The following is a 22314-nucleotide window of genomic DNA, read 5'->3' as shown; positions in this document are numbered from 1 at the left end:
CACCGGACTGGGGAATGGGGGGCGCTTTCTGCTTCGCTGCGGGCTGCGGCTAGTTCGCCTGGCGCGGCCAGAGCCGCACCGCCAGCGCCGCAGCGGCCGTGCCGGTCGCGAGACCCGTGACGCCGACCCAGCCCCATTGGGCGAGGGCCAATGCGCCCAGCGCCGAGCCGGCGGCCATGCCGATGAACATGGCGGTGAACAGCACGGCGTTGAGCCGGCTGCGGGCACCGGGCTCGATGCCGTAGACGATGGTCTGGTGCGCGATCAGCGCGGCCTGCATGCCAAGGTCGAAGCCGACGGCGGCCAGCGCCAGCAGCCAGAGCTGGGCGTGCGGCGGCATGAGCGGTGCGAGGCCCATGGCCGCGAAAGACACCACCACCAGCCCGGCGCCGAGGCGCGTCACCAGTTCCGGCCCGCGCCTGTCGGCCAGCCGCCCGGCCAGCGGCGCCGCGAGCGCGCCCGCCGCGCCGGCCAGGCCAAAGGCACCCGCGGCGGCGCTGCCCAGGTGGAAGGGTTCGCCGTGCAGCATCACGGCCAGCGTGGACCAGAAGGCGCTGAAGCCCACCGCCAGCAGGCCCTGCGCGAGGGCGGCGCGGCGCAGCGTGCCATGGCGCGACCACAGCGTGGCGAGCGAGCCGAGCAGCGCGCCATAGGCCAGGTGCGTGGTGGGCCGGAAGCGCGGCAGCCCGCGCCACGCGGCGGCGCCGACCAGCGCGATGCTGGCCGCGGCTGCGATGAACATCGAGCGCCAGCCGAAGTGCTCGGCCACGAAGCCGCTCACCACGCGCGACAGCAGGATGCCCAGCAAGAGCCCCGTCATCACGGTGCCGACCGTCTTGCCGCGCGAGGCTTCGGGCGCCAGGGTGGCGGCTGCCGGCACGATGTCCTGCGCCATCGTGGCCGCGAGGCCGATCGCCAGGCTGGCCGCGAGCAGCACGCCGATCGACGGCGCGGCGCCCGCCACCAGCAGCGCGACGCACAGCACGGCCGCCTTGGCCAGCACGATGCGGCGGCGGTCGAAGCGGTCGCCCAGCGGCGCCAGCAGCAGGATGCCGAGCGCATAGCCCAGCTGGGTGAGCGTGGGAATGAAGCCGACCGCCCGGCCGGACGCGCCGATGTCGGCGCCCAGCACCCCCAGCATCGGCTGGGCGTAGTACAGCGAAGCCACGGACAGGCCGGCGCCCGTCGCCAGCAGCAGCACCAGGGAGGCCGGCAGGTCGCGGGCCGCCGGGGCGGCGCCTTCGGCTGTCGCATGCGCTGGTTGAATGGAAGACATGGTGTTTACCCTTGAATATCTGGCAAGGGTTGAAATGTGCTCCCAAGAGAGAAGACTTGGTAGCCCTGCGGATTGCACAATGTCTATACGCAGAACGTATAAAGAGCTTCCCATGCCCAATCCTCCTTCTCCCGCCGCGGCCGACCGCATCGAGCTGATGCAGACCTTCGTCCACATCGTCGAGGCGGGCAGCCTGTCGGCCGCCGCCCAGCTGACGGGCGCGACGCAGCCCACCGTGAGCCGCCGCCTGCAGGCGCTGGAGCGCATGCTGGGCGTGCGCCTGCTGCGTCGCTCCACCCACGCCATGAAGCTCACCGAGGACGGCGAGCGCTGCTACGAGCGGGCGCGGGAACTCATTGCAGACTGGCACGCCTTCGAGGCCGACCTGCGCGGCGTCGGCGACGAGCCGGAGGGCATGCTGCGCGTGGTGGTGCCGCATGCGCTGGGCCAAACGCTGCTGGTCGGCCCGCTTGCCGATTACCTGCAGGCCTATCCACGGGTGTCCGTCGAATGGCTGCTGAACGACCGCCGGCCGGACTTCATTGCCGAGGGCGTCGACTGCGCGATCCAGGTGGGCGAGATCACCGACCCCATGGCCGTGGCGATCAAGCTCTCGGAAGTGCCGCGCGTGGTGGTCGCCGCACCCTCCGTGCTGGCCGGGAAGGAGCCGCCCGCGCACGCCGCCGAGCTGGCCGGGCTGCCATGGCTCGCGCTGCGCACCTTCTACCGCAACGAGTTGCTGCTCACCCACCGGCCGAGCGGCGAGACCGCACGCGTGGCCATCCGCCCGCGCATGAGCACCGACAGCCTCTATGCGCTCCAGAGCGCGGCGCGCATGGGCGTCGGCGCCTGCCTGGGCTCGGCCTGGCTCATGAAGGAAGACATCGCCACGGGCCGGCTGGTGCGGCTCGTGCCCCAGTGGCAGGTGGCGGCGCTGCCCGTGTACCTGGTGTACCCGCCCGCGCGCTTCCAGCCGGCGCGCCTGCGCCGCTTCGTCGAGACGATGCGGGCGGCCCTGGCAGACCCGGCGGGCCGTGCCTGGGAGGCGGGAAGCTAGGCCTCGATCCCGCAGCCGCCCAGTACGAAGGCCACCAGCTCGCGCGCGATCGGCTCGCGGTCGATGGGCGCGTCGCGCGGCAGGCCGAGCATCACGCGCGTCTGTATCGCGTAGTCGGCGTAGCTCTGGGTCATGGCCCAGATGTGCATCAGCAGCAGGCGCGCGTCCAGCGGTCGCATCTGCCCGCGCGCGATCCAGCCGTTGATCACGTCGACCTTCTTCTGCGTCCAGGCCTGCGCGTTGGGCCAGTAGCGGTCCAGGTTGCGGCCGCCGTCCAGCACCTCGCGCGTGAAGATGCGCGAGATCTCGGGGTTGTCGAACGCATGGTCGAGCTTCTTGCGGATGTAGTCGCCGAGCACCGTGGCCGGGTCGCTCGCGTCCTCGAACGAGAACACCACCTTCCAGGCGTGCAGCACCTGCATCAGCAGCTCTTCGTAGAGCTCCTCCTTGCCGGCGATGTAGTAGTGCAGCTGGGGCTTGGTGAGGCCGGCCCGCGCGGCAATGGCCTGGGTCGAGGTGCCCTTCAGCCCGTGCAGGCTGAACTCGGCCACGGCCGCCGAGCGGATGGCCGCCATGATGCGCTCCCGCCCGGGCCGGGCACGCGACAGCGGCCCTTCGGGTGCGGGCATTTCCTGGGCGGTCGTCGGAGGAAGGGTGGCGGGGTCGGCGTTCATGGGCATGGATTTGCGGCGGTGCGCACGGCGATGGTAATGCGCATCACCGCATGCCATGCAGGCATGAATGCGCAGCGCATGCGGGCATGGTTCCTGTATCTTCTCGCCCGCTTCCAGCCATTCATTTAACGACAAAGGAGCTTCTTCATGTACCTTTCCTCCCGATTCAGGGCCTTTGCGGCCGGTGCCGCACTGCTTGCGGCCAGCGCGCTCGCGCAAGCCCAGCAGGCACTGCCCAATGTGGTGATCCTGGCCACCGGCGGCACCATTGCGGGGGCTGGCGCCTCGGCCGTGAACAGTGCCACCTACGCGGCCGCCAAGGTCGGCGTCGACAAGCTGATCGCCGGCCTGCCCGAGCTTGCCAAGATCGCCAACGTGCGCGGCGAGCAGGTTTTCCAGGTCGCTTCCGAGAGCCTCACCAACGACAACCTGCTGACGCTCGCCAAGCGCGTGTCCGCGCTGTCCAAGCAAGCCGACGTGGACGGCATCGTCATCACCCACGGCACCGACACGCTGGAAGAAACCGCGTACTTCCTGACCCTCACCGTGCACACCAGCAAGCCGATCGTCGTGGTCGGCTCGATGCGCCCGGGCACGGCGCTTTCGGCCGACGGTGCGCTCAACCTGTACGACGCGGTGAGCGTGGCCGGCAGCAAGGATGCGGCGGGCAAGGGCGTGCTCGTGACGATGAACGACAACATCGACAGCGGCCGCGACGTGAGCAAGAACGTCAACGTCAAGACCAGCGCCTTCTCGAGCCAGTGGGGCCCGCTCGGCATGGTGGTCGAGGGCAAGAACTACTGGTTCCGCGCGCCGGTCAAGCGCCACACCATGAACTCCGAGTTCGACATCGACGCCATCAACGCTCTGCCGGCGGTCGAGATCGCCATGGGCTACGAGGGCGTGTCGTCCATCGCCATCGATGCGTTCGCCAAGAGCGGCGTGAAGGCGATCGTCCATGGCGGCACGGGCAATGGTTCCGTCGCCAACCGCATCGTGCCCAACCTGCAGAAGGCGCGCACCGACGGCGCGATCGTCATCCGCAGCTCGCGCGTGGCCGACGGCTTCGTGATCCGCAATGCCGAGCAGCCCGACGACAAGTACGACTGGGTGGTGGCGCACGACCTGCGTCCGCAGAAGGCCCGCATCCTCGCGATGGTGGCGCTCACCAAGACCAGCGACACCAAGGAACTGCAGCGCATCTTCTGGGAGTATTGATCCCGCTCAGCGCGCGGCCCGCCGCCTGCGGTGCCGCGCGTATTCGAGGCTGCCCACGCACACGAGCAGCCAGGCGAGCCCGGTCAGCAGGCCGGCCGCCACGTCGCTGGCGAAATGCACCTGCAGGAAGACGCGGCTGCTCGCAATGGTGACGATGGCCGCCGCGGCCGCCATGGCTGCGGGCACATGCCAGCGCGCCGGCAACAGGCGCAGCGCCAGATACATCAGCATGCCGTAGCTCACGATCGCGCCCGCGCTGTGGCCGCTCGGGAAGCTGAAGCTCGTTTCCAGCGCCAGGCCGTGGTCGTGCACCGGCCGCGCCCGCGCGAAGATGCGCTTGAGCGCCGGATTCAGCAGCACGATGCCTCCGAGCGCCATCATCCAGCCCAGCGCCAAGCCATGGTGCGCCTTGCGCCACAGCAGCACGGCCACGGCCAGGCACACCGGCGCCAGCAACTCGGCATCGCCCAGGTGCGTGAGCCAGCTGAAGGCGACGAGGGCCGCCCATGGCACATGGTCGCCGATGGCATCGGCCAGGGCCTGGTCGGCCAGGCCGAGCAGGCGCCCGTCGCCGAGCTTCGATGCGATGTACGCCACCAGGCTGGCCGCCCCGAGGATCGCCAGGAACCCCATGGCCAGCGCAGCCGCGAGCCGGGGTTCTTCCGGTTCTCCGGTCGGCGACGTCCGGGCGCGGCGTTGCTGCCAGGTCCGGCAGACCAGCCCGGCGCCCAGCACCGAAAGGCCCAGCGCGCATGCGAACCATGCAAGGGAATGTTCGCCGAGGCCGCGGGCGAGAAGAACGAGGGCAGGGGCTTGCGTCGACATGGGGGCGCACCCTAAGCGGGCGACGCGGCGCTGGCAAGCGGGAGCTGCAATACTTTGGCGCACACGAAGGACTCCTCGGCGGCCGAATGGTCCCAGCGTTCCGCCTGGCAGCTGCGGCCGCTTTCCGCTTCGCCGAGCCGCAGCACGTTGACCGAGTTGGGTTGTCCCGCGCGTATGCGCGACGACACCGCCGTGCCCGCCTGCACCGCCCAGGTGGTGCGCGGGCAGCCGGCATAGGCGTCGTGGAGCGAACGCACGAAAGGCAGGTGGATGTGCCCGCCCAGGATCAGGTCGGCGCCGGCCCCGCACCAGCGGGCCACGGCGTTCTCGCGCCCGTGCAGCCGGTTGGGCATGTCTTCCTGCCGCGTCACCATCACCGGCTGGTGCGTGACCACCACGCGCAACTGCTCGGGCGAGGCAACGGCGAGCCGGCTCGCCACCCGGTCGACCTGCGCGCGCGAAACCTCGCCGTCCGCATGCCGCCACCAGCGCGTGGTGTTGACCGCGATCACCAGCCACTCGGCCGATTCGAACACCGGCTCCAGGTCGGCGCCGAAAGCGTCCGCGTACCTTGCATACGGGGCGAACAGCCGCGCCCCCAGCTGGAAAAGCGGAATGTCGTGGTTGCCCGGCACGGCAATCACCGCCGGCGCGGCCAGCCTGTCGACGAAGGCCCGCGCCGCTGCGAACTGCGCGCGCGTGGCACGCTGCGTGATGTCGCCCGAGAGCACCACCACCTGCGGCTGCAAGGCATGCGCCAGCCGCGCGAGCGCGTCCATCACCTCGGGGCGTTCGGTGCCGAAGTGCGTGTCGGAGATCTGCAGCAGGCAGCTCATTCCTTGGCGGCCTCCAGTTCAGGCGCGGTGTCGGGCCGCACCAGCCAGAGCGGCTCGGGCGAGACGCGGAACAGCAGCGGCATCTCGGCCCATGCGATCTCGCCGTCGGTGGCCACCTTCACGCGGCGCGGGCCGTGCGAGCGGCTGGCTTTCACTGTCATCGATTCGAACGGAAAGCTCAATACCTCGTCGGCGCCGCCGAGCCGGCCCAGCGCGCCACGCACCAGCAGGCCGGGCATGGCGAGCACGCCCACCGGCTTCAGCGCCACCGCCGCCAGCTGCCCGTTTTCGGGCGCATCGGCGTGTTCGATGCCGACCTGAAGCAACTGCAACGGGTTGTTGCCGACGAACAGTGTCGGTGTGCGCAGGTCGCGCTCCTGGCCGCGCCAGGCCATGCGCAGGTTCCAGCTTCGGTGCCCCCGCATCACGGTGAGAAGGCCGGCGAAGAATGCGATCAGGCGGCTGCGACCATAGCGCGCCTTGTAGTCTTCGCGGTCTTGCAGCAGCTCGGCATACAGGCCCATGCTGGCGTTCACCAGGAAGATGCGGTCGTTGACCAGCCCGACCTGCGCGGGCCGGGGCTGCTCGGTCAACAGCACCTGCAGGGCCTCGGCCGTGTCGCCCGGGATGCCGTGGGTGCGGCTGAAATAGTTGAAAGTGCCCTGCGGCAGCACGCCGAAGGCCAGCCCGCTGCCGAGCGTGGCCTGCGCCACTGCATTGACGGTGCCGTCGCCGCCGGCGGCCACCACCACCCCGCCCACGGCGCGAGCACGCTCGACCGCCTCGCGCGCGAGCGCCTGCACCGTGGCGCGCTCGTCCACGAGAAAGATGCGCTGCCGGCGCCCCGCGGCTGCGCATCCCTCCTCGACGATCCGGCGTGTCTCGGCGGCATCCGCGTTGCCGGAGCCGGCATTGAGGACGATGAATAGCGGGGAATTCGGACCGATGCTGGGCGCTGGCATGTGTAGTGAAACGGGAAGGAGGCGTGCACCGCCGGCGCATGCGAGCCGGGGAACAAGAAGACCGGAAAGAGCACGGGAACAAGGCTCGGGGAAGCGGCTGCGGTGCGATGGCGGGCAACCCGCCTCGTCGTTATCTCATGCCCGATGGCGGCTTGCCGGCGGCGAGCATCCCGGCCGGCTGTGGGAGAGTTGCCCTCCGACCGTAAAATCGCCTGCTTCGCGGTGCTTGCCGCGCTACCGTCCAAACGCCCGGTCACGCCGGCCCGCTTCATGTTGACCTTCCAGCAAATCATTCTCAAACTGCAGTCGTACTGGGCCGACAAGGGCTGTGCGCTGCTGCAACCGTACGACATGGAAGTGGGAGCGGGCACCTCGCACACCGCCACTTTCCTGCGCGCGCTGGGCCCCGAGCCCTGGAAAGCCGCCTACGTGCAGCCCAGCCGCCGTCCCAAGGACGGCCGCTACGGCGAAAACCCCAACCGCCTGCAGCACTACTACCAGTACCAGGTGGTGCTCAAGCCCGCGCCCAGCAACATCCTGGAGCTTTACCTCGGCAGTCTCGAGGCGCTCGGCTTCGATCTCAAGAAGAACGACATCCGTTTCGTCGAGGACGACTGGGAGAATCCGACGCTCGGCGCCTGGGGCCTGGGCTGGGAGGTCTGGCTCAACGGCATGGAGGTGACGCAGTTCACCTATTTCCAGCAGGTGGGCGGGATCGACTGCAAGCCGATCACCGGCGAGATCACCTACGGCCTGGAGCGCCTGGCCATGTACCTGCAGGGCGTGGACAACGTCTACAACCTCACGTGGACCGATGGGCTCAGCTACGGCGACGTGTACAAGCAGAACGAGGTCGAGCAGTCGACCTACAACTTCGAGCACAGCGACGCCGAGTTCCTGTTCACCGCATTCAACGCGCACGAAAAGCAGGCCAGGCACCTCATGACCGAGCAGCTCGCGCTACCGGCCTACGAACAGGTGCTCAAGGCCGCGCACAGCTTCAACCTGCTCGACGCGCGCGGCGCCATCAGCGTGACCGAGCGCGCGGCCTACATCGGCCGCATCCGCAACCTCGCGCGCAGCGTCGCGCAGAGCTACTACGACAGCCGCGAGCGGCTCGGCTTCCCGATGGCGCCGCGCGAGTGGGTGGCGCAGATGCAGCCCAGGAAGGCGGCCTGAGCCGGCCTGCACCTTCTTCGCGACGCCCCGCCCAATGCCTACCGTCTTCACCCACGTTGCCGTCCCCGTCTGCGCAGCCATTGCGCTGGGCACGCGGCGCCTGCCCGCCTCGGCGGTGCTGGCGGGCATGCTCGCGTCCATCGTGCCGGACTTCGACGGCCTGGCATTCAAGCTCGGCATCGCCTATGGCGGCATGGCAGGACACCGCGGCTTCACGCACACGCTGGTGTTCGCGCTGCTGCTGGGCCTTGCCGGCGGGTGGCTGGCGCCCCGCTGGCGCATGCGCCCGGCGGCCGGATGGGCGTGGATCACGCTGTGCGCCGCGTCGCATCCGCTGCTGGACATGATGACCAACGGCGGCATCGGCATCGCCTTCTTCTGGCCCTTCGACAGCGTGCGCTACTTCAGCCCCTGGCGGCCCATCGAGGTGTCGCCGATCGCGCTCCAGCGCTTCTTCTCGCCGCGCGGCGCGCAGGTGCTGCTCAACGAGATGCTCACCGTGTGGGCGCCGCTGCTGGCAGCTGCCATCGTCGTGGCCCTCGGGCGCCGGAGCATGGAGCGGCGCCACGGCGCCGCCGCCGCATGAATCCGCTCGTTCTTTCTTCTTCTTTGCATTCCACGGCGCCGCTTCGTTGCGTGCCCGTGGCCGGTGCCGTTCGCGGCCCATTTCCTACTCCCTGAGCCATGCCGTCTGCCAACCTTCTCGTCGAACTGTTTGTCGAAGAACTGCCGCCCAAGGCCCTGAAAAAACTGGGCGAGGCCTTCGCCGGCGGCCTGCGCGACCAGCTCGTGGCGCAGGGGCTCGCCGCGCCCGGTGCCGTGCTGACCGCCTACGCCTCGCCGCGCCGGCTCGCCGCGCACCTCACGCACGTGGCCGACCGGGCCGCCGACAAGGCCGTGTCCCAGAAGCTGATGCCCGTGGCCGTGGGGCTCGATGCCTCGGGCCAGCCCACGCCCGCGCTGCTCAAGCGCCTGGCGGCGCTGGGCGCCGACGCCTCGGCCGTGCCGGGACTCAAGCGCGCGGTGGACGGCAAGGCCGAGGCCCTGTTCTATGAAAGCACCGCCAAGGGCGCGACCCTGGCCGAAGGCCTGCAGAAGGCGCTGGCCGAGGCGATCGCCAAGCTGCCGATTCCCAAGGTGATGAGCTACCAGCTCGAAACCGGCTGCGAGCTGCCCGGCTGGAGCAGCGTGAGCTTCGTGCGCCCCGCCCATGGCCTGGTGGCGCTGCATGGCAGCGAGGTGGTGCCGGTCGAGGCGCTCGGTCTCCATGCGGGCCGCGAGACCCACGGCCACCGCTTCGAAGCCGCCATCGATCCCGTGGTGCTGCGCGATGCCAACAGCTATGCGCTGCAGATGCAGGACGACGGTGCCGTGATCGCGAGCTTCGCGGCCCGCCGTACCGAGATCGCGCGCCAGCTCGCTGCCGCGGCCGTGCAGGTCGGCGGCGGCACCGTGCCCATCCACGACGACGCGCTGCTCGACGAAGTGACGGCGCTGGTCGAACGCCCCAACGTGCTGGTCTGCAGCTTCGAGCGCGAGTTTCTCGAAGTGCCGCAGGAGTGCCTCATCCTCACGATGAAGGCCAACCAGAAGTACTTTCCTCTGCTCGACGCATCGAACCGGCTGACCAACAAGTTCCTGGTCGTCAGCAACATCAGCCCCGACGACGCGAGCGCGGTGGTCGGCGGCAACGAGCGCGTGGTGCGCCCGCGCCTGGCCGACGCCAAGTTCTTCTTCGACCAGGACCGCAAGAAGTCGCTCGCGTCGCGCGTCGAATCGCTCGGCAAGGTGGTCTATCACAACAAGCTCGGCACCCAGGGCGAGCGCGTGGAGCGCGTGATGCGCATCGCGCGCGCCATCGCGGCCCACCTCGGAGACGCCACGCTCACCGCGCACGCCGTGCAGGCGGCCCAGCTGGCCAAGGCCGACCTCGTGACCGACATGGTCGGCGAGTTTCCCGAACTGCAGGGCACCATGGGCCGCTACTACGCGCTGCACGATGGCCTGGCCGCCGACGTGGCCGACGCGATCGAGGACCACTACAAGCCGCGCTTCGCCGGCGACGGCCTGCCGCGCCACAAGGTCGGCATCGTGGTCGCGCTGGCCGACAAGCTCGAAACGCTGGTCGGCATGTTCGGCATCGGCAACCTGCCCACCGGCGACCGCGACCCGTTCGCGCTGCGCCGCCACGCGCTCGGCGTGATCCGCATGCTGATCGAGAAAGACCTGCCGCTGAAGCTCGATGCGCTGCTGCAGGACACCGCCGCGCAGTTCAAGGACATCGACGGCTTCGACAGCGGCAAGGCCACGGCCGAGTTGCAGGACTTCATCCTGGACCGCCTGGCCGGCAGCCTGCGCGAGCAGGGCGCCAGCGCGCTGGAGGTCGATGCCGTGCTGGCGCCGCGTCCGCAGCGCCTGGGCGAAGTGCCCAAGCTGCTGGCGGCCGTGCGCGCCTTTGCCGCACTGCCCGCGGCCGCCGCGCTGGCCGCGGCCAACAAACGCATCGGCAACATCCTCAAGAAGGCGCCCGAAGCCGACGCGCACGTCAGCGAGCTGCTGCTGCACGAGCCGGCCGAGAAGGCGCTGCACGCCGCCATGGCCGAGGTGGTGCCCGCGGCCAATGCGCAGTTCGACGCCGGCGACTACACCGCGTCGCTGCAGACACTGGCCGCGCTGCGCGAGCCGGTCGATGCGTTCTTCGACGGCGTGATGGTCAATGCCGAACAGGCCGACCTGCGCCTGAACCGCCTGGGCCTCCTGATGTCGCTGCACGTGGCGATGAACCGCGTGGCGCAGCTCGAACGGCTGGCGGCCTGATTTTGAAACGGGGCTTTTCTGCCGACGCCATGAAACTCGTCATCCTCGACCGCAACGGCACGATCAACGTGCACCGCGAAGATTTCGTCAAGAGCGACATCGAGTGGACGCCGCTGCCCGGCGCGCTCGAGGCCGTGGCCAAGCTCAACCATGCCGGGTGGCACGTGGTGATCGCGTCCAACCAGTCGGGCCTGGGCCGCGGCCTGTTCGACATGGCGTCGCTCAACGCCATGCACGCCAAGATGCACAAGATGCTCGCGGCCGTGGGCGGGCGCGTCGATGCGGTCTTCTATTGCCCGCACAGCCCCGACGAAGGCTGCGAGTGCCGCAAGCCCGCGCCGGGCCTGTTCCGCCAGATCGGCGACCGCTACGGCATCGATCTGAAAGACGTGCCCACCGCGGGCGACAGCCTGCGCGACCTGCAGGCCGGCGCGTCAGCCGGCTGCGAGCCGCACCTGCTGCTCACCGGCATGGGTGCGGCCTGCCGCGGCGTCGATCCGCTGCCGCCCGAATATCCGGCGAACACCATGGTTCACGAGAGCCTGGCCGCCTTTGTCGACTTCTTGCTTGCGCGCGAAGCGCGGGCCGCATTGCAGGTGGCTGTCTGATGGCGTTCCTCCGTTCTGTTCTCCACGCCCTGTGGATGCTCGTCACCGTGGTGCCCTGGGGCATCATCATGTGCGTCAGTTCGCTCTGGAAGCGCGGCATCCCGCTCTACTGGATGGCGGAGCAATGGCTCAGCTGGGCCATCGGCGGCGCACGCGTGCTGCTGGGCATCCGCACCCGGGTGACCGGCATGGAAAACCTGCCGACCGACAAGCTCGCGGGCGCGGTGCTGCTGGTCAAGCACCAGTCCACGCTCGAGACCTTCCTGATGCCCACGCTGATGCCGCACCCGCTGGCATTCGTGTTCAAGAAGGAGCTCATCTACGTGCCTTTCTTCGGCTGGGCCATGGCCCGGCTCGACATGATCCACATCGACCGCAGCCAGCGCGCGCAAGCCTTCAACAAGGTCGTGAACCAGGGCCGCAAGCTCCTGGCGCAGGGCATCTGGATCATCATGTTCCCCGAAGGCACGCGCATTCCGCGCGGCCAGAAGGGCACCTACAAGAGCGGCGGCACGCGGCTCGCGTGCGAAACCGGCGTGCCGGTGATTCCGGTCGCGGTCACCTCGGCCAAGGTCTGGCCGCGCAAGGCGTTCATCAAGCGCCCCGGCGTGGTCGACGTGTCGATCGGCCCGGCCATTCCCAGCATCGGCCGCAAGCCCGACGAGCTGATGCGCGAGGTCGAGGCCTGGATCGAATCCGAGATGCGCCGGCTCGACCCCGAGGCCTACCGCGACGCCCCGCCGCTGCAGGTGCCGCAAGAAGTGCGCTGAAGAACAAGGAACCACCCGACATGCGGGGACTGCTCCAGTTCACGATGGACCTGTTCGAGGGGCTGGGCAACGAGTTTGCGCCGGCCAAGCCAGCCGCGCCGCGGCCCCGCAAGGTCGGCAAGAAGGCCGCGCCGCCCGGGCCTTCGCCTTCGGTCCCCGCGGAGTCGCAGCAAGACAAGTCTCGTGAGGCGGGCACCGCGCTGCCTGCAGTGCCGCTGCGCGACACGCTGGCGCTCGCGAGCTTCGTGCACCCGCAGGCCACGCGCGAGACGGTGCTTGGCTCGGCGCGCGTGGCCTACGAATTCAAGCGCGGCAAGCGCAAGACCATCGGTTTCCTGGTGGGTGCCGAAGGCCTCTCGGTGCGTGCGCCGCGCTGGGTCACGCTGCGCGACGTCGATGCCGCCATCAAGGAAAAGTCCGACTGGATCCTGCGCAAGCTGCTGGAAACACAGCAGCGCCACGCGCGCGTCGAGGCCACGCGCATCGCGTGGAAGGATGGCGCGCAGTTTCCGTTCATGGGCGAAACGGTGATGATCCGGCTTGATCCGAAGCACGGCTTTGCAAGCGTCGGCGGCACGCTCGATGCGAGCGACGACGGCCACGGCCCGCGCATCCTGCGGCTGGCCGTGGCGCAGAACGCCGAAGCCTCGCAGATCCGCGACGCCGCACAGGCTTGGCTCATGCGCCAGGCGAGGCGGCTCTTCATCGAGCGCCTCGACCATTTCGCACCCCGGCTCGGCGTGCGGTGGAAGAAACTCTCGCTGTCGAATGCCGCCACGCGGTGGGGCAGCGCAAGCGCGGATGGATCGATCCGGCTGAACTGGCGCCTGATCCACTTTCGCCTGCCCGTGATCGACTACGTGGTCGCGCACGAACTCGCGCACCTGCGCGTCATGGACCACTCGCACCGTTTCTGGGAGACGGTGGAGAGCGTGGTGCCGGACTACGACCGGCTGCGGCAGCAGCTCAAGGACGAGGCCGTGCCCCGGTGGTCTTGAGACTGCTGGTTCAGAAGCCGGGGCGAGGCCCGGGCCCCGGAAAAGACTAGGACACCGCCCGGATCGGGATGTACATCTCCCCGCCGGCCGCCGCGAACTCCTTCGACTTCTCGGCCATGCCGGCCGCCATGGCTTCCGCCTCGGCCACGCCCTTCTTCGCCGCGTACTCCCGCACCTCCTGCGTGATCTTCATGGAGCAGAACTTCGGCCCGCACATCGAGCAGAAGTGCGCCACCTTGCTCGAATCCTTCGGCAGCGTCTCGTCATGGAATTCACGCGCGGTGTCGGGGTCGAGACCCAGGTTGAACTGGTCCTGCCAACGGAACTCGAAGCGTGCCTTGCTCAGCGCATCGTCGCGCGAGCGCGCGCCCGGGTGGCCCTTGGCCACGTCCGCCGCGTGCGCGGCAATCTTGTAGGCGATGATTCCCTGCTTCACGTCGTCGCGGTCAGGCAGGCCCAGGTGCTCCTTGGGCGTCACGTAGCAGAGCATCGCGGTGCCGGCCCAGCCGATCATCGCGGCGCCGATGGCGCTGGAGATGTGGTCGTAGCCCGGTGCGATGTCGATGGTCAGCGGCCCGAGCGTGTAGAACGGCGCCTCGTGGCAGTGCTTGAGCTGCTCGTCCATGTTGGCCTGGATCATGTGCATCGGCACGTGGCCCGGGCCTTCGATCATGGTCTGCACATCGTGCTTCCACGCGATCTGCGTGAGCTCGCCCAGCGTGCGCAGCTCGGCGAACTGCGCCTCGTCGTTGGCATCGGCGCCGGAGCCCGGACGCAGCCCGTCGCCAAGCGAAAAGCTCACGTCGTAGGCCTTCATGATGTCGCAGATGTCCTCGAAGCGCTCGTACAGGAAGCTCTCCTTGTGGTGCGCGATGCACCACTTGGCCATGATCGAGCCGCCGCGCGAGACGATGCCGGTCATGCGGTCCGCGGTCAGGTGGATGAACGGCAGGCGCACACCCGCGTGGATGGTGAAGTAGTCGATGCCCTGCTCGGCCTGCTCGATCAGCGTGTCGCGGAAGATCTCCCAGGTGAGGTCCTCGGCCACGCCGCCCACCTTCTCCAGCGCCTGGTAGATCGGCACCGTGCCGATGGGCACCGGCGAGTTGCGCACGATCCAGTCGCGCGTGGTGTGGATGTTCTTGCCGGTGGACAGGTCCATCACGTTGTCGGCACCCCAGCGGATCGCCCAGACCAGCTTTTCGACCTCTTCCTCGATGCTCGAGGTGACGGCCGAATTGCCGATGTTGGCGTTGATCTTGACCTTGAAGTTGCGGCCGATGGCCATTGGCTCGACCTCGGGGTGGTTGATGTTGGCCGGGATGATGGCCCGGCCGCGCGCCACTTCGTCGCGCACGAACTCGGGCGTGATGATGCGCGGAATGCTCGCGCCCATCGGGTTGCCGGCCACGCGCTTCGCACGCTCCTCGTTGGCGAGGTATTCGGCCATCCATTCGCGCTTGCCGTTCTCGCGCAGGGCCACGTACTCCATCTCGGGCGTGACGATGCCGCGGCGGGCGTAGTGCATCTGCGTGACGTTGGCGCCCGACTTCGCACGGCGCGGGGTGCGCTGCAGGGCCGAGGCGCCGGCACGCAACTCGGCCAGGCGCTGGGCGTCGTGGTCGTGCGTGTGCTTCAGGCCTTCGTCGAGCGCCTGGTGCGAGCGGCCCTCGTAGCGTTCGGTGTCGTTGCGCTCGGCGATCCAGGCGTCGCGCACGCCGGGAAGGCCGCGGCGCACGTCGATGTCGACCTTGGCGTCGGTGTAGGGGCCCGAGGTGTCGTAGAGCGACACGGTCTCGCCGTTGGTCAGCAGCACGTCGCGCACCGGCACGTTCAGGTCGGGCCGGCTGCCCGGAATCAGGCACTTGTGTGATGCGGGAAACGGCTCGCGCGTGAGCGAAAGCAGGGCGGTGAACTTATCGGGGGCATTCATGCGGGGCACTCCTTGTTGAGGGAAAGGGTGCTCCGCAATCGCTCGGTGGACTTTGGGCCGCCACGAAGGGGTGGGTGGCGGGACCGGAGTCAGGGAGTGCAGCTCTTCTTACGCCGGTATGACCCGGATCAAGTTCGCGGGTCGGCACTTGCCATCTCAGCACGCCACATGCGTGCACCCCGGAGCGGGGCCGATTGTGCGAGCCCTGGCCCGCGGCGTCAACCCGGCGTCTGCAGGTCGCCTTCGAGGTAGAACCAGCGGTCGCCCTCGCGCACGAAGCGGCTGCGCTCGTGCAGGCGCGTGGCGGTGCCGGTGCTGCTGCGCTGGCGGGCGACGAATTCGACCTCGGCATGGTCGGCGTCCAGCACCGAACGCGAGCGGATGTCCAGGCCGAGCCATTTCACGCCGGGCTCGAACTCGATCGAGGCCGGGCGCTTCGACGGATGCCAGGTGGCGAGCAGGTACGCCTCGCGCGCCAGCACGAAGGCCGAATAGCGCGAACGCATCAGCGACTCGGCGTCGGGCGCGGGCGTGCCCTCGAAATCGTCGAGATAGCGGCCGCAGCACAGGGCGTAGCCGATGGGCTTGTCTCGGCGGTCCGTGCGGCCGCAGGGGCAAGGTCCGGTGGTGGGATCGGTGGCACTCATGAAGCCCCTATTGGAACACTTCGAGCGGCTTCCTCCGATGGGGCAAGCCCTGCGGCCCAATCCGTGGAACCACGCTTGGCGCAGCGCTTGCTAGACGCTAGCCTTCTGCGGCATACGAACAGAGCGAGGCGGCGATGTACCTGACGGGCTCCGAACAGCAGGCGCTGCGCGGCGTTTTCACGCTGCTGGCGCAGGACCGCGGCGAAAACGACGTCCGCGAGTGCCTGGGGCGGGCGCTGCTCGACCTGCTGCGCGCGGACCAGTTCGCGTCCTTCGTGTGGAACGCCGAAACCGGCCGTTTCGACGGCCGCGTGGCGCTGAACATGGACCCCGCCAACCTCGACCGCTACGGCGAATGGCACCAGCACCACGACCCGATCACCTTCGTGCTGCAGTCGCGCCGCCGTGCCACGCGGGTGACCGACGTGATGCCGCAGCGCGAACTGATGAAGACCGAGTTCTTCACCGACTTTCTCTCACGCGACGGGCTGCACTGGGGCATGAACCTGCATGCCTTCGAGGGCAGCCGCGCGCTGGGCGACCTGCGCATCTGGCGGCGCAAGGGCCGCGGCGATTTTGGCGACCACGAGAAGGCGCTGCTCGACCTGATCGAGCCGGCGTTCATCGGTGCGCTGCAACGCGCGCAGTGCAAGGCGGCCGCCATGCCGATGCCCGCCGGCACGCAGTGGCGCACATTGAGCACGCGCGAACAGGAGGTCGCGCGGGCCGTGTGCGAAGGCCTCACCGACAAGGAGATCGCGCGCCGCATGGCCGTGGGCGTTCCCACCGTGCGCACCTACCTGCGGCGCATCTTCGACAAGCTCGGCATCGAGCGCCGCTCGGCGCTGGCCGGGCTCGCACAGCGTTGATCGGCCAACCCGACCCTATTTCGCCTTGGGCGCAGGCAGCCGGCCCAGCACGCCTTCCACCGCGAGCCCCACGGCGAGCAGCTTGCGGTCGCTGCCGGCCGGCCCGTCGAGTTCCAGGCCGATCGGCAAGCCGCTGGCGGCCCCCAGGCCCGAGGGCAGCTGCACGCCCGGGATGCCGGCATTGCTGCCGGGGTCGGTGTTCTGGATCAGCGCGCTGAAGTTCTCCGGGCTGCTCGCCTCCGGCGCGGCCACCAGGGCCACGCGAGGCACCGTCGGGAACACGAGCGCATCGAGCCGGTTCTTCGCGAAGGCCTCGCGGTAGAGCTTCTGCAGGGCAGGCCGCGCAACCCGCATCGCATTGTCGTAGGCCGGCCGGGCGTCGACCACGCCATTGGGCGCCGGCAGCTTGCGCGGGATCACGAAGGTGTCGAAGGTGCCCTTGACGTCGGGGCTGGCCATGCCAGCCGCGAGCTGCGCGATGTCAATGCCGGTGCGGTACTTCGCGAGGTAGGCCGCCATGTCGTCGTGCGCCTCGTAGAGCGCCACTGGAAAGCCGATGGCCCCGTTGAGTTCCATGAGCTTCGGCATCTCCACATCCACCAGCGTGACGCCGGCCGCGCGAAGCCTGGCCAGCGCGGCGTCCGTCACGGCGCGCGTGTCCGTGTCGAGGTTGGCGTAGAAGGCAGGGACCACGCCGAGCCGCACCCGCTGGAGGTCGGCAGGCCGCAGCGGCGCGCCGCCCGCGATCACGCGGTCGAGCAGCGCGACGTCGGCCATCGATTGCGCCATCGGCCCTGCTGTGTCGCGCGTGTGCGAAATCGGCGCGATGCCTTGCTGCGAATAGCGCCCCATGGTCGGACGCAGCGATGCGCAGCCATTGAAGGCGCAGGGAATGCGCACCGAGCCGCCCGTGTCGGTGCCCAGCGCGGCCGGGGCCATGCGCGCGCCCAGCGCCGCGCCATTGCCCGACGACGATCCGCCCGCGATGCGGCTCGCGTCGTAGGCATTGCGCACGCCGACCTCGGGGCCGCTCTGGAACGCGGGGTTGTAGCCCGTGACGCCGAAGGCCAGCTCATGCATGTTCGTCTTGCCGAGGATGATGGCGCCAGCCGCCCGCAGCCTGGCCACGACCGGGGCGTCCGCGGCGGGTACGAAGCCCTTGAGCGCAGGCGATCCCGCGGTGGCGGTCAGGCCGCGCACCTGGATGTTGTCCTTGATGGCCACCGGCAGGCCGGCGAGCGGCTTGCAGGCGCCGCCGCGCTTGCGCCGTGCGTCGGCGGCCCGCGCCTCCTTCAGCGCGCCGGCTTCGTCCAGGGTGATGAAGGCATTGAGGTTCTTGCCCGCATGGGCCTGTGCGATGTAGGCCGACACCAGCTGTTCGCTGGTGAGAGTGCCTTCGCAGAGCTGCCTTGCCGCGTCGCTCGCGGTCAGCGTGGCGAGGTCGGGAGCGGTCGTCTGGGCTTGCACGGGCAAGCCTGCCGCGCCGAGGCACAGCAGGGCGAAGGTGAGGGAAGCGGGTTTGAAACTGGGCATGGCAAGGACTCCGGGATAGAGACCGCCATGCTGCGCCGCCCGCGCCTGGTTGTCTGTCATCGAAACCGATGACAGGGCGGCTATCTGACGCGTGCGCTCAGGCCAGCGCGCGCTGGATCAGCAGTTTCTGGATGTCCGACGTGCCTTCGTAGATCTGGCACACGCGCACGTCGCGGTAGATGCGTTCGAGCGGAAAGTCGTTCACGTAGCCGTAGCCGCCCAGCGTCTGGATCGCGGCGCTGCAGACGCGCTCGGCCATCTCGCTCGCGAATAGCTTGGCCATGGCGGCTTCCTTGAGGCAGGGCCGGCCCGCGTCCCGCAGGGTCGCGGCATGCCAGATCAGCTGGCGTGCGGCTTCGAGCTGCGTGGCGCATTCGGCCAGCCTGAACCCGACCGCCTGCTGCTCGAAGATCGAACCGCCGAAGGCCTGGCGCTCCTTGGCATAGGCCAGCGCCACGTCGAACGCGCTGCGCGCCATGCCCACGCTCTGCGCCGCGATGCCGATGCGCCCGCCCTCGAGCGCGCCCAGCGCAATCTTGTAGCCCTCGCCTTCGGCGCCGATGAGGTTTTCCGCCGGGATGCGGCAGCCGTCGAAGTTGATCTGCGCCGTGTCGCTGCTGTGCTGGCCCAGCTTGTCCTCGAGCCGAGCGACGCTGTAGCCGGGCGCATCGGTGGGCACGATGAACGCGCTCATGCCGCGCTTGCCCGCGCCCTTGTCGGTCACCGCGATGACGATTGCCACCTGCCCGTTCTTGCCGCTGGTGATGAACTGCTTCACGCCGTCGATCACATAGCCGTCGCCTGCCTTGCGCGCCGTGGTGCGCAGGCTCGATGCATCGCTGCCGGCCTGCGGCTCGGTGAGGCAGAAGGCGCCGAGCATCTGCCCCTGCGCCAGCGGCTCGAGCCATTGCTTCTTCTGCTGCGCGTTGCCGTAGCGCATGAGGATCGCGTTGACCGGGCAGTTGGTCACGCTGATGGCTGTGCTGGTGCCGCCGTCGCCGGCCGCGATTTCTTCCAGCACCAGCGCGAGCGTGAGGTAGTCGAGGCCCGCGCCGCCGTGTTCTTCCGGCACGCAGATGCCGTAGGCGCCGAGCGCCGCGAGGCCCTGGTGCGCTTCCTTGGGGAAGCTGTGCTCGCGGTCCCACTTCGGGGCGTTGGGCCAGAGTTCGGCTTGCGCAAAATCGCGCACCGCGTCGCGGATGGCTTCCTGGTCGGCACTCAGCAGCATGGCGTGTCTCCTGTCTTTTTCTAGTTCTTGCGCGTTACTTGCCCGCGCCCAGATCCATGATCAGGCGCGCGGCCATGTAGAGGCGCCGCGGAATGGCGCTGATGTCGACGTACTCGGCCTTGTCGCTGTGGTAGCCGAAGCCCGGCAGGCCCAGGCTCTCGATCACCGGCTTGCCCGAAAGCGCCGCGTAGGCCGCGTCGGTGCCGCCGCCGGTGCGCTCTTCCACACCCAGCGTGCCGCCGGCCTCCTTGTAGAAGGCCACGGCCTTGTCGACCAGTTTCTTGCCGCCTTCGCCGGCATTGAAGGCGGGCCGGCCGCGCGTGACCACGACCTTCACGTCGGATTCGGGAATCTTCTTCTGCTGCGCCTTTTCTTCGAGCGTCTTCATCGCCGCATCGAAGTCCTCGTTGCGGGCATAGCGCACGTCGGCGTTCAAGGTAGCGCTCGCGGGGATGATGTTGGAAACGCTGCCTGCCTTGGCGATGGTCCAGTTGAAGCGCAGGTGCTTGGCCTTGTCATCGATGCTCATGGTGCGCAGCACCAGGTCGGAAGCCTCGACCAGCGCGTTGACGCCCAGCTCGGGCGCAGCCCCCGCATGCGAGGCCTTGCCGGTGATGTTGACCTGCACATAGGCGATGCCCGACGTGCCGAGCGAGAGCTTCTCGTCGCCGGCCGAGGTGGGTTCGAAGGACAGCACGTAGTCGGCCTGCTTCGCTTCCTCCTGGATCAGGTCGCGCGAGCCGAAGGAGCCTTTTTCCTCGTCGGTGTTGAACAGCACGGTGATGGTGCCGTAGTCGCGCACGCCGTAGTCCTTGAGCAGCTTCAGCGTGTGCAGGATGACGGCGTTGCCGCCCTTGTCGTCCGCGATGCCCGGGCCGTAGGCCTTGTTGCCTTCGATGCGAAACGGTGCCTTTGCGAGCGTGCCCTTGAGGTACACGGTGTCCATGTGCGACATCAGCAGCAGGTTCTTGCCGCCGCGGCCCTTGAGCTTGCCGACGATGTTGTCGCCCACCACGAGTCCCGCGCTTTTGCTGCGCGTGACGGTGAAGCCCAGGTTCTTGAGCTCGCCTTCGAGGTAGTTGCCGGCGGCCGCGATGCCTTCGGCGTCGCCCGTGCCTGTTTCGATGTTGACCAACTGCTCCAACGTCTTGAGCACCGCGGGCTGTGCATCGGTGGCCGCCTGGAACAGCACGTTGTCGCGCTTTTGCGCCCAGCCGGGGGCGGGCGCCAGGAAAGCGACGGCAGCAAACGCGGCGATAGTGTTGCGGGGAATGGCCGAATACATGAACGAGCTCTCCAAGTGTGCACGAAGCAGGCATTCTAGGCACCGCGCTCGCCACCTACGTTGAACTCAGCCGCTACTCAAGTCGACGCATGCTTGCAAGGAAAACCGCGAGTTCTCGAGTTCATTTGCGACGGCCATCAATCGTTCGGAACTGATGCGCCGCGCGTCGGCACGCAGAAGTCTGAGCATGTGTTGCGGCCCGTCTGTACGGCGCGACTCGGCATCGATCGACAGCCAACAATACAATCTGGTTAGATCTCCGATTTCGGTTGACCATCGTTTTTGAAAATGGGACACCAGTCCGTCTACGTCGTGAGCGTAGCCAGCTCGACGGGCTGCGAGCTCCAGAGACAGACCTCGCTCGGCATCTTTAGTCATTCCACCTGTTCCAAGTAGCAGACGGCGCCCTAATTGCAACTGGCACTCTGCGTGACCGAGCTCAGCACCCCGAAGTAGCCATTTACCTGCCATAGCGGAATGCTTAGCCGCCAAACGCGACCTTTTGACTTGAGTGGCAAGCCCGCTCATCAGGCACATGGCACCAGCGTCGCCATGCTCCGCCAGCGTTAGCAATCGGTTCATAGGTTCGTCGAGGGGGTAGACAAAGCCGCCATCCGGTTGAAGCACCTGCAATGCAATGTGAGCGAGTTCCAGCCCTTGCTCCGCCAACTGTTTCCATCGCTTGTCACGCTGACGGCCGCTGGCCTTGGTTGGATAGCGATGGCTCGGCCGATTCCATTGGGATAGCTCGCTGAACAACTCGCGCTCATAAACGGCGCGCAGTTCGTCGCTTAATGCCGCGGCACGTTCGGAGTCGAACGCCGCTAGGTTGGCTCGAGGAAAGTATCCACGTACCGACTCGTACAACAGCATGGCGGATGCGGAGAAAAATACGGCCCCCGCGAGCAGCGCAGGCCATGGCAGTGATTGCGACATGCGCGTTGACATTCAATGAATCGCCACGGCGATTTCAATGTCCGCTGGGCACAACTGGCTCGGTTCACGCCACCCTATGACGGAATTCTCCTTGGAATCGCGCGTCAGTTCATACCCGTGATCGTAGAAGCCGGTCTCATCAGGCACGGGCATTTGAGTTTGGACACGGCGGCCAATCAAACGCTGCGTCCGGGCGGAATCGGTGTCACAGAAACGATGGCCGACTATCTGCAGCCGAAGCTTGCAGATGGTGCCTGTGCTCGTCGGATGCTTCCAATAGCTGCCGACAATCGATTGATTTGTCGCGTTCACTCCCATAGGGGAGTTGCCCGCATTTTTATTCAAGTATCTCTTGTCGATACGAACAGAGAGATATCTCTCAATGCGGTCTGGATCGCAGAGCACGGCCGAACCTTCTCGACCAAGCGTTGCCAGTCTTAAGAGAAGCTCATCGGCGTTGGCGTCGGCGAGTTCTTCAATGCGGAAGCTCGGCAATGCAATCAGCAGCGCGAGAGCTGCTGCGATAACCAATAGAAGAAGCGTCAAGGCGCCGGAAATTCGACCCCAGAATTTTCTCTTCAAATGTCCGCGGCGCAGCGCGGCCTTTGCCCATCTCTCTTTGTCCATCGTACTCCCTGAGCCCATCCGTCTTCGCTATGCTGC

General features: G+C 68.1%; 21 protein-coding genes and 1 riboswitch. Of the genes, 9 read left to right on the top strand and 12 right to left on the bottom strand.

The features are described from left to right. Positions 1 to 49 precede the first annotated feature (49 nt). A complete protein-coding gene (locus ABID97_RS25300) occupies positions 50 to 1276 on the bottom strand; it encodes an MFS transporter (RefSeq protein ID WP_354401603.1) in 1227 nt (408 codons plus the stop codon). Positions 1277 to 1388: 112 nt separating this feature from the next. Between ABID97_RS25300 and ABID97_RS25295 the strand changes: the two genes are divergently transcribed. After that, complete coding sequence (locus ABID97_RS25295; RefSeq protein WP_354401601.1) at positions 1389 to 2333, top strand: LysR family transcriptional regulator; 945 nt, start codon at positions 1389 to 1391, stop codon at positions 2331 to 2333. Here the strand turns inward: ABID97_RS25295 and ABID97_RS25290 are convergent. Beyond that, entirely contained in the window at positions 2330 to 3007 is a 678-nt protein-coding gene (locus ABID97_RS25290) for a TetR family transcriptional regulator C-terminal domain-containing protein (RefSeq protein WP_354401600.1), read from the bottom strand. The two genes, ABID97_RS25295 and ABID97_RS25290, sit on opposite strands and share 4 nt — an antisense overlap. Before the next feature lie 147 nt (positions 3008 to 3154). Here ABID97_RS25290 and ABID97_RS25285 point away from each other — a divergent pair, with 147 nt between their 5' ends. Next, on the top strand, positions 3155 to 4225 hold the full coding sequence (locus tag ABID97_RS25285; RefSeq protein ID WP_354401598.1) for an asparaginase: 1071 nt from the start codon (positions 3155 to 3157) through the stop codon (positions 4223 to 4225). A gap of 6 nt (positions 4226 to 4231) precedes the next feature. Here the strand turns inward: ABID97_RS25285 and ABID97_RS25280 are convergent, their stop codons facing one another. Genes ABID97_RS25280 through ABID97_RS25270 form a run of 3 tightly spaced genes read right to left on the bottom strand, consistent with a single transcriptional unit; the run spans position 4232 to position 6848 of the window. Continuing rightward, positions 4232 to 5050, bottom strand: a complete 819-nt coding sequence (locus tag ABID97_RS25280) for a phosphatase PAP2 family protein (RefSeq protein WP_354401597.1) — start codon at positions 5048 to 5050, stop codon at positions 4232 to 4234. Between the two features lie 11 nt (positions 5051 to 5061). Further along, positions 5062 to 5886, bottom strand: a complete 825-nt coding sequence (locus tag ABID97_RS25275; protein ID WP_354401596.1) for a metallophosphoesterase family protein — start codon at positions 5884 to 5886, stop codon at positions 5062 to 5064. Then, positions 5883 to 6848: a diacylglycerol/lipid kinase family protein gene (locus ABID97_RS25270; protein WP_354401595.1), complete on the bottom strand. Its 966-nt coding sequence runs from the start codon at positions 6846 to 6848 to the stop codon at positions 5883 to 5885. Before ABID97_RS25270 ends, ABID97_RS25275 begins: the two co-directional genes overlap by 4 nt. A 270-nt stretch (positions 6849 to 7118) precedes the next feature. Here ABID97_RS25270 and glyQ point away from each other — a divergent pair, with 270 nt between their 5' ends. The 6 genes from glyQ (at position 7119) to ABID97_RS25240 (ending at position 13220) form a co-directional block, all read left to right on the top strand. Beyond that, positions 7119 to 8027, top strand: a complete 909-nt coding sequence (glyQ, locus tag ABID97_RS25265; RefSeq protein ID WP_354401594.1) for a glycine--tRNA ligase subunit alpha — start codon at positions 7119 to 7121, stop codon at positions 8025 to 8027. Positions 8028 to 8061: 34 nt separating this feature from the next. Continuing rightward, complete coding sequence (locus tag ABID97_RS25260) at positions 8062 to 8613, top strand: metal-dependent hydrolase (protein ID WP_354401593.1); 552 nt, start codon at positions 8062 to 8064, stop codon at positions 8611 to 8613. Positions 8614 to 8711: 98 nt separating this feature from the next. Further along, the gene (gene glyS / locus ABID97_RS25255; protein WP_354401592.1) at positions 8712 to 10844 is read left to right on the top strand and encodes a glycine--tRNA ligase subunit beta; all 2133 of its coding nucleotides are present in this window, start codon (positions 8712 to 8714) and stop codon (positions 10842 to 10844) included. Positions 10845 to 10873: 29 nt separating this feature from the next. Then, a complete protein-coding gene (gene gmhB / locus ABID97_RS25250; RefSeq protein ID WP_354401591.1) occupies positions 10874 to 11452 on the top strand; it encodes a D-glycero-beta-D-manno-heptose 1,7-bisphosphate 7-phosphatase in 579 nt (192 codons plus the stop codon). Continuing rightward, complete coding sequence (locus ABID97_RS25245) at positions 11452 to 12222, top strand: lysophospholipid acyltransferase family protein (protein WP_354401590.1); 771 nt, start codon at positions 11452 to 11454, stop codon at positions 12220 to 12222. Before gmhB ends, ABID97_RS25245 begins: the two co-directional genes overlap by 1 nt. A 20-nt stretch (positions 12223 to 12242) precedes the next feature. Next, a complete protein-coding gene (locus tag ABID97_RS25240; protein WP_503012797.1) occupies positions 12243 to 13220 on the top strand; it encodes a M48 family metallopeptidase in 978 nt (325 codons plus the stop codon). Between the two features lie 46 nt (positions 13221 to 13266). Here ABID97_RS25240 and thiC read toward each other — a convergent pair whose 3' ends face one another. Together thiC and ABID97_RS25230 are read right to left on the bottom strand one after the other, a co-directional pair. Continuing rightward, complete coding sequence (gene thiC, locus ABID97_RS25235) at positions 13267 to 15153, bottom strand: phosphomethylpyrimidine synthase ThiC (protein ID WP_354401589.1); 1887 nt, start codon at positions 15151 to 15153, stop codon at positions 13267 to 13269. An 88-nt stretch (positions 15154 to 15241) separates the two neighbouring features. Further along, a riboswitch (TPP riboswitch) is annotated at positions 15242 to 15345 on the bottom strand. Positions 15346 to 15371: 26 nt separating this feature from the next. Further along, positions 15372 to 15800 (bottom strand): YchJ family protein, encoded by a 429-nt coding sequence (locus ABID97_RS25230; protein ID WP_354401588.1) that lies wholly within the window; start codon positions 15798 to 15800, stop codon positions 15372 to 15374. A gap of 134 nt (positions 15801 to 15934) precedes the next feature. Between ABID97_RS25230 and ABID97_RS25225 the strand changes: the two genes are divergently transcribed. Beyond that, positions 15935 to 16669, top strand: coding sequence for a helix-turn-helix transcriptional regulator (locus ABID97_RS25225; protein WP_354401587.1), 735 nt, complete (start codon positions 15935 to 15937; stop codon positions 16667 to 16669). A 15-nt stretch (positions 16670 to 16684) separates the two neighbouring features. Here ABID97_RS25225 and iaaH read toward each other — a convergent pair whose 3' ends face one another. The 5 genes from iaaH to ABID97_RS25200 form a co-directional block, all read right to left on the bottom strand. Beyond that, positions 16685 to 18202: an indoleacetamide hydrolase gene (gene iaaH / locus ABID97_RS25220; protein WP_354401586.1), complete on the bottom strand. Its 1518-nt coding sequence runs from the start codon at positions 18200 to 18202 to the stop codon at positions 16685 to 16687. A 97-nt stretch (positions 18203 to 18299) separates the two neighbouring features. Then, positions 18300 to 19430, bottom strand: coding sequence for an acyl-CoA dehydrogenase family protein (locus ABID97_RS25215; protein ID WP_354401585.1), 1131 nt, complete (start codon positions 19428 to 19430; stop codon positions 18300 to 18302). 34 nt (positions 19431 to 19464) lie between these two features. Further along, a complete protein-coding gene (locus ABID97_RS25210; RefSeq protein ID WP_354401584.1) occupies positions 19465 to 20715 on the bottom strand; it encodes a glutamate carboxypeptidase in 1251 nt (416 codons plus the stop codon). 66 nt (positions 20716 to 20781) lie between these two features. Further along, positions 20782 to 21651 (bottom strand): hypothetical protein, encoded by an 870-nt coding sequence (locus tag ABID97_RS25205; RefSeq protein WP_354401583.1) that lies wholly within the window; start codon positions 21649 to 21651, stop codon positions 20782 to 20784. 12 nt (positions 21652 to 21663) lie between these two features. After that, positions 21664 to 22278: a hypothetical protein gene (locus tag ABID97_RS25200; protein ID WP_354401582.1), complete on the bottom strand. Its 615-nt coding sequence runs from the start codon at positions 22276 to 22278 to the stop codon at positions 21664 to 21666. Positions 22279 to 22314: the final 36 nt, after the last annotated feature.

Origin of the sequence: Variovorax sp. OAS795, from assembly GCF_040546685.1 — a bacterium.
In the GTDB taxonomy this organism is placed as follows: Bacteria; Pseudomonadota; Gammaproteobacteria; order Burkholderiales; family Burkholderiaceae_C; genus Variovorax.
The sequence above is the reverse complement of the archived record's forward strand: the minus strand, read 5'-3'. Positions and strand labels throughout refer to the sequence as shown.

Coding starts and splice junctions, on each gene's coding strand:
- ABID97_RS25200 (WP_354401582.1), bottom strand. CDS start 22,278: ATGGACAAAGAGAGATGGGCAAAGGCCGCGCTGCGCCGCGGACATTTG.
- gmhB (WP_354401591.1), top strand. CDS start 10,874: ATGAAACTCGTCATCCTCGACCGCAACGGCACGATCAACGTGCACCGC.
- ABID97_RS25225 (WP_354401587.1), top strand. CDS start 15,935: ATGTACCTGACGGGCTCCGAACAGCAGGCGCTGCGCGGCGTTTTCACG.
- ABID97_RS25300 (WP_354401603.1), bottom strand. CDS start 1,276: ATGTCTTCCATTCAACCAGCGCATGCGACAGCCGAAGGCGCCGCCCCG.
- ABID97_RS25295 (WP_354401601.1), top strand. CDS start 1,389: ATGCCCAATCCTCCTTCTCCCGCCGCGGCCGACCGCATCGAGCTGATG.
- thiC (WP_354401589.1), bottom strand. CDS start 15,153: ATGAATGCCCCCGATAAGTTCACCGCCCTGCTTTCGCTCACGCGCGAG.
- ABID97_RS25230 (WP_354401588.1), bottom strand. CDS start 15,800: ATGAGTGCCACCGATCCCACCACCGGACCTTGCCCCTGCGGCCGCACG.
- glyQ (WP_354401594.1), top strand. CDS start 7,119: ATGTTGACCTTCCAGCAAATCATTCTCAAACTGCAGTCGTACTGGGCC.
- ABID97_RS25205 (WP_354401583.1), bottom strand. CDS start 21,651: ATGTCGCAATCACTGCCATGGCCTGCGCTGCTCGCGGGGGCCGTATTT.
- ABID97_RS25245 (WP_354401590.1), top strand. CDS start 11,452: ATGGCGTTCCTCCGTTCTGTTCTCCACGCCCTGTGGATGCTCGTCACC.
- ABID97_RS25240 (WP_503012797.1), top strand. CDS start 12,243: ATGCGGGGACTGCTCCAGTTCACGATGGACCTGTTCGAGGGGCTGGGC.
- ABID97_RS25215 (WP_354401585.1), bottom strand. CDS start 19,430: ATGCTGCTGAGTGCCGACCAGGAAGCCATCCGCGACGCGGTGCGCGAT.
- ABID97_RS25280 (WP_354401597.1), bottom strand. CDS start 5,050: ATGTCGACGCAAGCCCCTGCCCTCGTTCTTCTCGCCCGCGGCCTCGGC.
- ABID97_RS25210 (WP_354401584.1), bottom strand. CDS start 20,715: ATGTATTCGGCCATTCCCCGCAACACTATCGCCGCGTTTGCTGCCGTC.
- ABID97_RS25290 (WP_354401600.1), bottom strand. CDS start 3,007: ATGAACGCCGACCCCGCCACCCTTCCTCCGACGACCGCCCAGGAAATG.
- ABID97_RS25270 (WP_354401595.1), bottom strand. CDS start 6,848: ATGCCAGCGCCCAGCATCGGTCCGAATTCCCCGCTATTCATCGTCCTC.
- ABID97_RS25285 (WP_354401598.1), top strand. CDS start 3,155: ATGTACCTTTCCTCCCGATTCAGGGCCTTTGCGGCCGGTGCCGCACTG.
- glyS (WP_354401592.1), top strand. CDS start 8,712: ATGCCGTCTGCCAACCTTCTCGTCGAACTGTTTGTCGAAGAACTGCCG.
- ABID97_RS25275 (WP_354401596.1), bottom strand. CDS start 5,886: ATGAGCTGCCTGCTGCAGATCTCCGACACGCACTTCGGCACCGAACGC.
- ABID97_RS25260 (WP_354401593.1), top strand. CDS start 8,062: ATGCCTACCGTCTTCACCCACGTTGCCGTCCCCGTCTGCGCAGCCATT.
- iaaH (WP_354401586.1), bottom strand. CDS start 18,202: ATGCCCAGTTTCAAACCCGCTTCCCTCACCTTCGCCCTGCTGTGCCTC.